At 66.0% G+C, this 12,023-nt stretch carries 10 protein-coding genes and 2 pseudogenes; 5 read left to right on the plus strand and 7 right to left on the minus strand.

Annotated features, from left to right (window positions below; genetic code table 11):
* Positions 1-3: 3 nt before the first annotated feature.
* Genes ACFXKA_RS37005 through ACFXKA_RS37015 form a run of 3 tightly spaced genes read left to right on the plus strand, consistent with a single transcriptional unit; the run spans position 4 to position 2,526 of the window.
* Positions 4-924 (plus strand): fumarylacetoacetate hydrolase family protein, encoded by a 921-nt coding sequence (locus tag ACFXKA_RS37005; RefSeq protein ID WP_379430927.1) that lies wholly within the window; start codon positions 4-6, stop codon positions 922-924.
* A gap of 16 nt (positions 925-940) precedes the next feature.
* A complete protein-coding gene (locus ACFXKA_RS37010) occupies positions 941-1,261 on the plus strand; it encodes a 2Fe-2S iron-sulfur cluster-binding protein (protein WP_379430928.1) in 321 nt (106 codons plus the stop codon).
* A gap of 23 nt (positions 1,262-1,284) precedes the next feature.
* Complete coding sequence (locus tag ACFXKA_RS37015; RefSeq protein ID WP_379430929.1) at positions 1,285-2,526, plus strand: NAD(P)/FAD-dependent oxidoreductase; 1,242 nt, start codon at positions 1,285-1,287, stop codon at positions 2,524-2,526.
* A 15-nt stretch (positions 2,527-2,541) separates the two neighbouring features.
* Here the strand turns inward: ACFXKA_RS37015 and ACFXKA_RS37020 are convergent, their stop codons facing one another.
* From ACFXKA_RS37020 to ACFXKA_RS37045, 6 genes and pseudogenes are all read right to left on the minus strand, one after another.
* Positions 2,542-3,702, minus strand: coding sequence for a PucR family transcriptional regulator (locus ACFXKA_RS37020; RefSeq protein ID WP_379430930.1), 1,161 nt, complete (start codon positions 3,700-3,702; stop codon positions 2,542-2,544).
* A 709-nt stretch (positions 3,703-4,411) separates the two neighbouring features.
* Complete coding sequence (locus ACFXKA_RS37025) at positions 4,412-4,801, minus strand: bleomycin resistance protein (RefSeq protein ID WP_379430931.1); 390 nt, start codon at positions 4,799-4,801, stop codon at positions 4,412-4,414.
* Positions 4,802-4,975: 174 nt separating this feature from the next.
* Positions 4,976-5,401, minus strand: a pseudogene (locus ACFXKA_RS37030) (class I adenylate-forming enzyme family protein); the annotation flags it as partial.
* Positions 5,402-5,459: 58 nt separating this feature from the next.
* Positions 5,460-6,800, minus strand: coding sequence for a lipase family protein (locus tag ACFXKA_RS37035; RefSeq protein WP_379430932.1), 1,341 nt, complete (start codon positions 6,798-6,800; stop codon positions 5,460-5,462).
* 27 nt (positions 6,801-6,827) lie between these two features.
* On the minus strand, positions 6,828-8,321 hold the full coding sequence (locus ACFXKA_RS37040) for an aldehyde dehydrogenase family protein (RefSeq protein WP_379430933.1): 1,494 nt from the start codon (positions 8,319-8,321) through the stop codon (positions 6,828-6,830).
* Positions 8,318-9,226, minus strand: a complete 909-nt coding sequence (locus ACFXKA_RS37045; RefSeq protein ID WP_379430934.1) for an SDR family NAD(P)-dependent oxidoreductase — start codon at positions 9,224-9,226, stop codon at positions 8,318-8,320. Before ACFXKA_RS37045 ends, ACFXKA_RS37040 begins: the two co-directional genes overlap by 4 nt.
* A 152-nt stretch (positions 9,227-9,378) precedes the next feature.
* On the opposite strand from ACFXKA_RS37045, the gene ACFXKA_RS37050 reads away from it, so the two are divergent.
* Together ACFXKA_RS37050 and ACFXKA_RS37055 are read left to right on the plus strand one after the other, a co-directional pair.
* Complete coding sequence (locus ACFXKA_RS37050) at positions 9,379-10,377, plus strand: AraC family transcriptional regulator ligand-binding domain-containing protein (protein ID WP_379430935.1); 999 nt, start codon at positions 9,379-9,381, stop codon at positions 10,375-10,377.
* Between the two features lie 51 nt (positions 10,378-10,428).
* Complete coding sequence (locus tag ACFXKA_RS37055) at positions 10,429-11,433, plus strand: AraC family transcriptional regulator ligand-binding domain-containing protein (RefSeq protein WP_379430936.1); 1,005 nt, start codon at positions 10,429-10,431, stop codon at positions 11,431-11,433.
* A 92-nt stretch (positions 11,434-11,525) separates the two neighbouring features.
* Here the strand turns inward: ACFXKA_RS37055 and ACFXKA_RS37060 are convergent.
* Positions 11,526-11,663, minus strand: a pseudogene (locus tag ACFXKA_RS37060) (ISL3 family transposase); the annotation flags it as partial.
* Positions 11,664-12,023 lie beyond the last annotated feature (360 nt).

Raw genomic sequence — 12,023 nt, forward strand, 5'->3', positions numbered from 1 at the left:
CGAGTGAGCCTGCGGATAGTCAGTTTTCACAGCAGCGGCAGCCTCGTCCCCGGCGTCCTGGTCGGCGAAGACCGGATTCTGCCACTTATTCCGGCGCTCGCGAAGCATGGGATCGCACTGACCGCGGTGCGCGACATGCTCGCACTGTGGCCGTCGCTCGCCCCGCTGGTGAGTGCGGAGGCCCGGACCGGAGACGTCGAGTTGATCGCGCTGGACAGCGTGCGCCTGGGCCCGCCCCTGCCCGATCCCGGACAGGTCATCGCCGTCGGATTCAACTACGGCACGCACTCCGGAACCGAGCTCGAGCTGACGTCCAAGGCCGATCCGGTTGTCTTCATGAAGAGCCCCGCCAGCGTCAGCGGTCCCAACGACGAGGTCGTGCGGCCGTTGGCGGCACAGGCGTTGGACTACGAGGCCGAGGTCGCCATCGTGATCGGACGGCCGGGGCATCGTATCGGACGGGAACAGGCCGCCGCGCACATCGCCGGATTCATGCTCGCCAACGATGTCACCGCCCGCGACATCGCACTGCCGCCCGACATGGAATCCCCGCTGCAAGCGCAGATCGTACGCGGCAAGGGCTATCCCACCTTCTGCCCGACCGGACCCTGGCTGCTGACCGTGGAACCCGGTGCGGCCCTGCCGGTCTTCGACTTCGACCTGTATGTCAACAGCGAGCTTCGGCAGGTCGGCACGACCGAGGACTTGGTGCTGGGATTCGCCGAGACAATCGAATCCGTCAGTGCGGCAATCGAACTGCGTGCCGGAGACGTCATCCTCACCGGAACACCGGGCGGCTGCGGATTCCAGATGACGCCGCCCCGATATCTCGCCGCCGGCGACGACGTCCGGGCGAGCAGCGACCTGCTCGGCGAAATGCGCTGGCGGGTCCGCGACGAGCAGGCAATGGAATCGGCAAGCTAGTCGAGAACGAGGAACTATGAAGATCACCTTCACAACCGGAGACGGCCGGGTGCAGACCGTCGACGCGGAGCTGGGGAACACGGTGATGCACGCGGCGGTCGCGCACAACATCCCCGGAATCACTGCGGACTGTGGCGGAAATGCCATGTGCGCCACCTGCCATGTCTACGTCGACGAGAAGGACCTGCCCAGGCTGGGCGCCATCGCCGACGATGAGGAAGAGATGCTCGAATTCACCTCCGCTGCAAGGAGATCGAACAGTCGACTGGCCTGCCAGGTCCGCGTCGACGGCGGGCTCGACGCGATCAGCGTGGAGATTCCACCGGAGTCCGAGTAGTTCGGCGAAATCAGAGGGTGCAGATGAGTGAGCAACAATCGGTCGTAGTGGTCGGCGCGGGGCACGCGGGCGTGCAGCTGGCCGCCTCGCTACGGGAGCACGGAAGTACGAGGCCGATCACCTTGATCGAGCCCGACCCCGAACTGCCCTACCAGCGGCCACCGCTGTCCAAGGAATTCCTCTGTGGGGCCGAGGCGTCCGGCTCTCCGCTGCGGCCGCTCGAGTTCTACCGTGAACAGAGCATCGAGCTGCGGTGCGGATGGGCTGACTCGATCGATCGCGCCGCTCGGACTGTGCGGCTGCGGGACGGGGAAGTCGTCGAGTACGGCCACCTGGTGCTGGCGACCGGTGCACGCAACCGGCTGCTGCGTGTACCGGGTGCTGACGCTCCCGGGGTTCACCCGTTGCGTTCGCTCGCCGATGCCCGCGTCCTACGCAGGGCATTAGCTGACGCCGAGCGCGTGGTCGTTATCGGGGGTGGCTTCATCGGACTCGAAGTCGCCGCTGCCGCAAGCAAACTGGGCTGCGAAGCGACCGTGGTGGAAACGGCCGGAAGGGTGATGTCACGAGCGGTGTCCGCGCCGACCTCCGAAAGCCTGACGCGGCTGCATCGTCGTGCGGGTGTCGTCGTGCTGACCGGTAGATCCGTCCAGGGATTCACCGTCGATGCGACGGGCGGCGTCAGTGGTGTCGAATTGGATGATCGGGAGATCCTGCCCGCCGACCTGGTGGTCGTCGGAGTCGGCGTAGTACCTAATGTCGAACTGGCCCGAGACAGTGGGCTCGAGGTGGCGAACGGAATCGTCGTCGACGAAACCCTGCTCACCGCGGATCGCCGGATCTCAGCCATAGGTGACTGCGCGGCCTTTCCTGACGGCGGACCGCTGCCGCTTATGCGCCTGGAGTCGGTGCAGAACGCGCTCGACCAGGCGCGTTTCGTGGCCGCGCGGCTGTCGGGCGACACGGGCGCCTACGCTGCCGTGCCATGGTTCTGGACCGCGCAGTTCTCCGCGAAACTTCAGATCGCCGGAATCGCTCATACAGAGGGCGAAGTCGTGGTGCTCGGTGATCCGGATGCCGCGTTCTCGGCACTGCGCTTCGAGGAGGGAGTCCTGGCGGCAGTCGAATCCGTCAACCGGCCCGGCGACCATATGGCCGCCCGCCGGATCCTCGGCTCCGGAGTGCTACCCCGTATCGAGGAGGCGCGAGCAAACGGCTTCTCGCTCAAAGGATTTCTCGCCGGCTCTCGAGCGCCGGTCATCTGAGATCGGCCGCCGCGACTATTCCTGTCGCGGCGCGCCCTCTGCGGGGGCTATTCGTGTGCCGATGACCGAACAAACCAATCCGGCGAAGGTACGAGGATCGGCGCCGGTGAGTTCCTGCCAGCGAGTCAGCCGATACGCCACCGAATTCGGGTGCATTTGCAGCTCTTTCGCGGCGCGTGCCAAGGAGAATCCCGTTTCAGCGAAGGTCATCACCGCCGCGGCGAGATCCGGATGCGAGCGCTTGGCCCGCTGGACCTTCTCGAAGATAGGCGCCAGCTGATCGTGGCTATCCAACAGCGACGCCTCCAGCCACGCCTCATGGAAGCGCTCCACCGGCGACTCCCACATCTCCGCCGCCCGCAGCGCCCGCTCGGCATCGACACTGCTCATCTGCGCTCCGTCGAGGCCGGTGCGCCGCAGGCCGATACCGTAGGAGGCACTCTTGCCGCTGATTGCCTGCGCTGATCGCACCACCGCGTCGACGTCGGCGTCCTGTACCAGAATCAGCAGCACCGTGCCTCGTATTCCGCAGGCCACCACGCCCGGCAGACGGCGCGTCGACCGTTGCAAGCTCTCCACCTCCGCATCCGGCCAAGACGATCGCGGGGAACACACGGCTTGAAAGATGCCGTCCACGTCGAAGGCCAACAGACGCGCGGTCTCTGCCAGGTGCTCGCGCCGACCTTGATCGCCCAGCTCAGCGAAGAAGCGCTGCCGCACCTGTGCTTCCCAAGCCGAGTTGATCGGAGACTCGTCGACGAAGGCATCGACGACCGTTGCGGTCATCGATTCGGTCCACAGCGCCAATGGCTCCACCAAATCGAGCAAGACCTCGTCCGTGGCCTCCGGCGCATTCTTCAGCGCCTCCCACAGCGTCCGGTTCCCGATATGGAACGAACGCAGCACATCGTAGGCCGAGACGCCGAGCTGGGCTCGCCGACGAGCGGCGCGGCGTGTGAATTGCAAATTTTCGGCCACTGGTCCCTGGCCCTGTGCGATGCCGGTCAGTATCTGCCGTGCGAATTCCTGCAGTGTCCGCCGGTGCTCGGCCTCGGATATATTCTCGTACGACGGCAGCTCGGATCGGACGTGCGCTGTCAGATCGGGGTCGTTGTGCTCTAGTCGTTGAGCAACGGCTTCACACAGAGTAGTCGCGGCATCGTGATCGAACTTCATGGACTGCAGACTACACCCAGCAATGCTTGACGTGTCTGCGAAATTGGAACGTAAGAGACTTTGGTTGCGCGAATCTTTCGCGCATCACAAATTTCCAGGTTCACTCCCGTTTGTGGCTGAGATCGCGCCGTTTTCATTGGTTCCTGATGGGGAAAGTCAACGTGTTCTTTCGTTATTGTTCGAAATCGACGCGAATGAATTCACGTCACTTCGGATTCAGTTGTGGAGGGTTCGCATTTTCGGAGTTTCGAACTGCCGACGGGTACGCAATTCTGGGTCGTGTCTCCCAATTATTTGAGCCACTAGACGACCAGGGGCAGAACAACGGATGGTCGGTGGTTGGTGCTGGATTCGCGTCCGTTGGAATTGATTCGGGATCGAGACAGGGTTGCCTTCAGTGCGATGGCAGCCACGTGCGCGGACGTCGGTTGGAGTTATGTCGCGAGGGATCTGATGGATCCGGTTGTAGCGGCTAATAATCGCTGGTTGGGCGGGTATCACCAGTCCGCGACGCGGAAGCGTGGCGCACTCGCCTCGGCGAACTCGCCGCGATCACCGAAACCGACTCGATGTGCTGGTCAACAACGCGGGGGTGCTCAGCTCTGGGCGGTTCGCCGACATCCCGCTCGACGAGCAGCAGGCGATCCTCCATATCAACGTCGGCGGAATGCTCAATGGCTGCCGGCGGATGTTCTTGCGGCGCTGTGCTTCACAGACTCAGCGGTTGAACCAGCCGCAGCAGGTAGCCGTCGGGATCCTGAACCAAGAGTTCACGTTGGGATTCTTCGCCACCGCCCACGTCGTATGTCTCGTCGGCCAGATCCCGGAACAAGCTGTGCCCAGCGGCGAGAATGCGGTCGCGCAGACTAGTGACGTCATCGACCTCGATCTGCAGATTGCATCCGCGTCCCCGGGGAGCGCGCAGGTCTGCGGTTCGCCACGCCTGCGGGTGGTCCTGCAGGATCATCAACTGGGCGCCGCCGAGCCCGAGATAGCTGAACCGATCCTCGGCACGCTCGAACAGGACGGCAAAACCCAGCACCTCGGTGTAGAAGGCACGACTGGCTTGCTGGTCGCTGACCAGCAGCTCGGGCACCATCGGGTTCCATTCCATACGTTATCGATAGACCACCCGGCGGCAGAACGGCAACCGAGTTTCCAAGACCGCAAAACGATGGGAGACACTAGAACTGGGTGTCGCGCATCCGCAGCGGCCGGTAACCGGTCGGCCCGAGCTGAGCGAGTTCGGCGTCGATGTCGACCTCGATGATGGTCAGCTGCGCGCAGCGAGCGGAAGCGCACGTAATGCAGGTTTGTCGATCTTTCCGACCGCGTTCTTCGGCATCGCGTCGAGTGAAAGTATCGCAGCGGGGAGTTTGTACTTGGCCAACGACTTTCGCAGATGCTCGAGCATCTCCCTCTGCTTGATCTCGGTGCTGTCGCGATAGACGACGAAGGCGATCGGGACCTTGCCGAACACCCGATGCGGCCGACCGACCACGGCGGCCTCCAGCACCATCGGATGCGAGTACATGACGGACTCGATCTCCTTGGGGTAGATGTTCTCCCCACCGCGAATGATCATGTCCTTGATTCGGTCGACCAATGTGAGATAGCCGTCGGCGTCGATGCGGCCAACATCGTCGGTGTGCAGCCAACCGTCCACGATCACCTCCGCGGTGTGCTCAGGACGGCCGAGGTCGACCTAATGGGCCAGGCTCGGCCCACGTGGCCTTTGCGGGAATTCGGCCTCTTCGTCAGTTCGGCAGGTTCTGGCACCCGGATGTGGCCGGCACTCCCGAAAGCCGCGCGGTGAGCCAGTCGAGCGATGCCGACAGGTAGGGGTGCGTGCCGGCGCCGTGGCCGAGGACCGTGCTGGGGAACAGCGGCGGAATCCAGTCGACGGTGTCCAAGGTGACGTTCGCTCCGCCCGCACACCAGTCGACGGCGAGCTGCCGGACTTGCGGGTACGGGATGACGTCGTCGGTAGTGGAAGACGTGATGAGTACTGGTGCGGCGGGGGTCAGGCCGCCGATGCGTTGTTCGTCGAGGATCGGGCGCAGGACAGCGGAATCCGCGAACTCCGCCGATATCGGCCGCCCGCTGGTGGTGAACGCGCTGGAGCTTCGATACATGTAGCGCAGCGCGCCCTCGACCACGCAAATCGAATTCATCTCCGCCAGCATGGCTTTGCCGTCCGCGTTGAAGATCTGGTCGATCTCCTGCCGGGCCTGCGGGTAGTCGGTCGCGATGCTGTTGCTGATATATCCGAACAATCCGACGCCGGCGCCGCTGGGTTGATCGGTGCCAAACGGACCGCTCTCGATGGCGGGGGAGTGCATCGTCGCGAGCAGGTCCGCGGGCGGCGCTCCGACGGCGGCGCCTCGGACGTCGAGTTCCGGTGCGTAGGACGGCTGCATCTCAGCGGCGGCGGCCGCACCGCCACCACCCTGGGAGTAGCCCATGATCGCAACTGGGGACGTCGCCGTGAGCGAGGTTCCGGGAAGGCGCAGCGCGGCCCTGGCCGCGTCGAGGACTGCGTGGGCTTCCGAGCGTCGGTTGACATAGTCGTGGACAGCGGGTGTGCCGAGCCCGAGATAGTCGGTGACCACGACCGCGACGCCGCGCGACAGCAAGGCGTCGACCGACGTGACCTCGAATTCGGGCATGACGTCGAGCGGCGGGTCGAAGTGGATCAATTCTTCGAACAGTTTCGACGGCGCGCACTGGTCACCCTGGCCTTGCGTACCCGGTGCGAGCGCGACCACCGGCCGGGCTCCCGGTCCGGTCCAGGGTCGGCTCGGCTCGAAGTACGTGCCGGTGACCGCAGCCGGCGCATCGTGAGTGTCGTTGCTGCGATACATGATTCGTTGAGCGGTTGCCGCACCCGACCCGCCTGCCGTGAGTAGCGGCGCCACGGCGAGCGGTTCGGCCCGCAGGATGTCACCGGGCGCCGACTCGGGCAGCCGGTCCGGTGGCAGGTAGAAATCGGCTCCGGCGGTGGTCGTGGGATCGGCGGCGGACGGCGCGGTGAGTACAGCAGGCAGCAGTGACAGGGCGGTGACGGCGACGACTGGCAGGCATCGGGAGATATTCATAGTGTGTGGTTCCTTCGGCGGAGCGATTCAGCGGCGAACTCGGCGCAGGCCTCGGGCGCTGACGAAGCGCAGCGCTCGGGCTGCCACCGCGTCGCGGGCCGGGGTGTACGGGAACCACAGCGGTTCGGTGGGCAGGGTGACCAGGTTCGGTTCGGTGATCGCCTGGGTCCGGGTGTATTTGCGCAGTGAGTAGCTACCGCTGAAGCGCGCGCCGGTCCCGGACGACTTCCAGCCACCCTGCGGCACTGTCCAATTGAGCAGGTTGACGATGACGTCGTTGATGTTGACCGCGCCCGCGTCGAGCCGGGTGGCGATCGCGCGGCCGCGTGCGAGATCGCGGGTCCAGACGGTCGCCGACAACCCATACCCGGAGTCGTTGGCCAGCCGGACCGCTTCCTCCGCGTTGGCGACGCGCATGATCGGGATGGTCGGGCCGAAGGTCTCCTCGCGCATGATGTCCATCGAATGATCGACGTCGATCAGCACCGTCGGTTCGAAGAATCGGCCGCCGTCGACGACCGTGCCGCCGGTGAGCGCGGTGGCGCCCGCGTCCAGCGCCTGCCGCACATGGGTTTCGACGATCTTGGACTGCGCGGTGGTCGCCATGGTCCCGATCTCGGCGTCGTCGGCGACTCCTTGACGGCGGTCCCGCACGAATTGGGTGAGCCGCGTGACGAATTCGTCGTACACCGGCGACTCGACGTACACCCGTTCGACCGACACGCATGCCTGCCCCGAGTTCAGCAGCCCGCCCCACGCGACACCGGCGACCGCGCGGCCCAAGTCGGCGTCGGCCAGCACGATCGCCGGATCTTTGCCGCCCAGTTCGAGGCTGTACCCGATGCCCCGGTCGACCGCGCGGTGGGCGATCGCCTTACCGGTTCGGGTGGAGCCGGTGAACTGGACATAGTCCACGGTGTCGACGACGGCCGCGCCGGTCGCACCGGCACCGGTCACCACCTCGAAGACCGGTGGCGCGCCGATCTCCTGCCAGCCACGCGCCAGCTCGAGCGCCGTCAGCGGTGTCACCTCGGAGGGTTTGAGCAGCACCGCCGCGCCGGCGAGCAGCGCCGGTACGACGTCCGCGCCCGGGATCAGCAGGGGGAAGTTCCACGGTGAGATCACCCCGACCACCGGATAGGGGCGAAACGCGATGTACCGCTTCTGCTTCCAGCTCAGCATGCCGGACGAACGCGGGCGCTCACCGGCCAGGAAGCGGGCCGCGTTGTCGGCGAGATAGTTCACCATCTCGACCACCAGCGGCAGCTCCAGCGCGGCCTCCCGCCGGGAGCGCCCGGTCTCCTCGCGCAGCGTCGCATCGAGGTGGCCGGCGTTGTCGAGCAGCCAGTCCCGGAAGCGGCGCAACACCACCGCTCGCTGCTTCGGACCTGCCGCCTCCCAGTCCGGCTGGGCCGCGCGCAGGCGGTTGCCTGCGGTGGCCACCTCGTCCATGGACGAATCGGGCACAGTGGCGAGGAGCCGGTCATCGAGCGGGGACCGAACCTCGATCGGGGCTGTCATCGCGTGCCTCCGGCGATGCGATGATGGTAGGTAGCACGGGCCGCTTCGTCGCCACCGGTGATCAACCCGTCGAGACGGACCAAGCGCAGGAGCCTGGACCGCAGGCGCGGCGGCAGCCCGGAACTGCCCACCATCGCGCCACCGAGGCCCCCCGGCACGGCGACCAGCACCCGACCGGGCCGCGAGACCGCGGCGACCACCGCGGCGGCGATGTCCTTCGGATCGACGACCGCGAGGCGTTCCCACAGTGCGGGCAGCCGGCGCCCGGACGCCAGTTCGGTGCGAACGACACTCGGCAGTACCACGGTGACGTCCACTCCCTGCTCCCTCATCTCCAGATTCAGGACCTCGGAGAATCCGATGACGAAGCGCTTCGTGCCGGTATAGGTCGCGAGGCCGGCGAAACTGGCGACACCCACCAGTGAGGCGATGTTCACGATGTGCCCGTGTCCGCGCGCGGCGAAGGCCTGGGCCGCCACGCGCGAGCCGTTGAGCACACCGTCGACATTGATCGCCACCTGCCGCGCGGTCATAGCCGGATCCTCGTCGGCGAACAGGCCGGTCGGCATGATGCCCGCGTTATTGACCAGGACATCGATCGGCCCCAAGGCATGTTGGGTGGCATCGAAGAAGGTCTGGAAGGACTGCTGGTCGGTCACGTCCAGCGGCAGCCCGATCACCCGCGCGCCGGGGATCGATTCGAGCTCCGCGAGTGCGACCGCGGTCTGCTCGGCGTCGACATCCCCTATGGCGACCGAGGCACCGGCGGCGGCGAAGGCTCGCGCCGTGGCCAGCCCGATGCCGCGCGCACCACCGGTGATAGCGACGACCTTGCCGATCAGCTCGATTTTCCTGCTTGTTTTCGACCACAAGTGCCGCTTTGTGGCGACTCCGTCGTCGCGCATTCGGTTCTCCTTACCGCAGATGTCTGACCCTCGAAAGGGTGACTCAGACGGTAGGTCCGCCCGGAGTCCACTGGAAAGGACCGCAACGGACCGATTGTGTGACAGTTTCGGCGAGACCTCGATTCCGGCGGTTGGTTGCTAATCTCGGTGTCGTGGACGTACCCGACTGGTCGGCACTTGTCCTGCGCCGGGTACTGGACGCCGCGGAACGCCAGGGCTTGGCGGAGAGGCTGCAGGAAAGTATGGGCGATGGCGAGATGACCGTCGCTGGGCTAGCTGCGGTGACCTGGCAATGGTATGTGCTCGCCGACGATGATCTATTCGGCCTCGGCCGGCGGCCGGTCCCGCGCGGCACCTTCCGGCTCGTGGCTTCGAGTATCGTGCACGCGCCCAACCTTCGTGAAGTGTTGGCCCGCACAGAACTGGTCACTGCCGTGATGCCGGCCCTGCCGCGACTTCGCGTCGTCGCCGGTCCGGAGCAGACAACCGTCGCATGGGACGTCGGCGTTCTCGACGATCCGGACCACCTGGGTGCCGAGTTGTTGCTGGTGTTCTTTCATCGTCTGTTCGGCTGGCTGATCGGCACCCCCCGCATCACGCTGCGTTCGGTTGAGCTTCCCACCCGGGAACCGGCGCCGATCGACGCCTACCGTGTGGTCTTCGGATGCGTACCTGTCATCGAATCAACCAGCGCCGCACTGATTTTCGATTCGAGTCTGCTCGAGGTCGCGGTGACTCGCACCGAGGCCGATTTGCAACGGTTCTTCCGGCAGTTCCCCGGCAATCTGTACATGGCTGACGGCACGGACGTACCGATAGCCGCCCGGGTGCGGCATGTGCTGGAACGTTCTGCGCCAGGCTCTCGACCCACCCCGGAAAGGGTTGCCGCGCAACTGCACCTGAATGTGCGGGCCCTGCGGGCAGAACTGCGCGCGCACGGTACGTCGCTACGCGGGCTCGAGGACGAGGTACTGCGGCACGCGGCGATCGAGGGTCTTCGGCAGGGCGTGTCGGTCGCGGAACTCGCGGCTCGGCTCGGCTTCTCCGAGCCGAGCGCGTTCCGTCGAGCCTTCAGGCGATGGACCGGTAGCAGCCCCGGCCGCTACGACGCGGGCGACAGAGCGGAGCCTGGCACAGGTGCCGCGCGGTGAGCACGCCGAAACCGCTCCGTGTGTGCGGCTGGTCGCTGTACCGTACGTTCGATGACGACTCGGACCGTACCGACTCATTTGGTACTGGGTCTGCTTCGCGCCGCGCGGCGGCGGCAAGTGGACACCGGCCCCCTGCTCGGGGCTGCCGGAGTTCCCCGGTCGGCGGCGGAGGGACACGCTCACGTCACCATTGACCAGATGACGGCGCTGACCCGCGAGCTCGTCCTTCGCACCGAAGACGATCTGTACGGGCTGGGCGAACCGGTCGCGCCCGGCACCCTCGAACTGATGTCGTCGATTCTGATCCACTCCCGTGACCTCGGTGACCTGTTGGGCAGGCTCGACGAGGCCACCCGCGTCCTGCCGAACCTGCCTCGGCTGTGCTTTCATCGCGGTCCCGCGGAATCCGTGCTGCGGGCAGATCTCACCGCGTTCGACGATCCGGAGCACCTCGCCGCCGAGCTGAGTCTGGCCTACGCGCACCGCCTGTCCGGCTGGATGATCAGGAGGCGGATTCCCCTGCGCGCGCTCGAGTTGGCTTATCCGTCGCCGGCGCACGCGCTCGAATACACCACCATGTTCGGCAGTCGGCCGGCTTTCGAATCCTCCCGCACCGCCATCACCATCGACAGCGATCTGCTCGCCGTCCCGCTGACCCGAACTGAGGCCGACCTGGCCGATCTGATGAACTGGTTACGCGGCGGGATGTTCGCCACCCGCGACTACGGCACCACGCCCGCGGACCGGGTTCGCGCTCTGCTCGAGGCCGATCTCACCAGCGAGCCGCCGACACCCGCCGAAATCGCGGCGAGGCTCCACATCAGCACCGGCTACCTGCGTAGGCTCTTGCAGCAACAGCGCACTTCTGTCAGCGCGATCCGCGACGAGATCATGCGGGACATCGCGATAGGTGGTCTGCTCCATGACGAGCCTTTGGCCACCCTCGCCGAACGGCTCGGCTTCTCCGATGTCAGTGCTTTCCGGCGGGCGTTTCGCCGCTGGACCGGCAGCACGCCGTCGGCCTATCGCGCCGGTAGGACCGCGGCGGGTCAATGACGCAGATGGTCCACCAGGGTGCCGAGCGAGATGTCCCCAGTGCCGAAGACCGCGACCACCCCCGAGAGGGTGAACAGCATTAGTCCGTACTCCCAGCCGTCCGGCTCGAGCACGCGGCATACAAGCACAGCGCGGTGTGGCTCGACCCTCAGACCGGTTACCTCCAACCCGAGCTTGTCAAGGCAGCAGAACGCGGACAGGTCAGGACAGGCGAAGGTAGCGTCGCGCACGTCGAGGTTTCTCGGATGGCCGGTGTAGGAACCTCCATCCTCGGAAGACCTCGACGCCTACCCGACCACCGACGCGCCAGCGACTACATCATCAACTGCGATGAGCCTTCAAACGCCTCAAGCAGTGGCGACGGGGTCGCGATGCGCTCCGACAAGACCCCGCGACTACCACTCCGCGCTTTGCCTCGCTGCCACCCCCCATGGGTTAGCAACACAACCCTAAGCACGGAGGGGGGGCCCCGGCGGCGGAGCGCCCCCCGGGGGTATTTAGCCGGGGGGTGGAGGTGGCCCGCGGGGGGGGGGATGGGAACCGCGGGGAGCCGCCCCCCCACAAAAAAGGGGGGTGTGTGCCACGAAACC

The organism is Nocardia sp. NPDC059228, assembly GCF_042754245.1.
Classification (GTDB): Bacteria; Actinomycetota; Actinomycetes; order Mycobacteriales; family Mycobacteriaceae; genus Nocardia.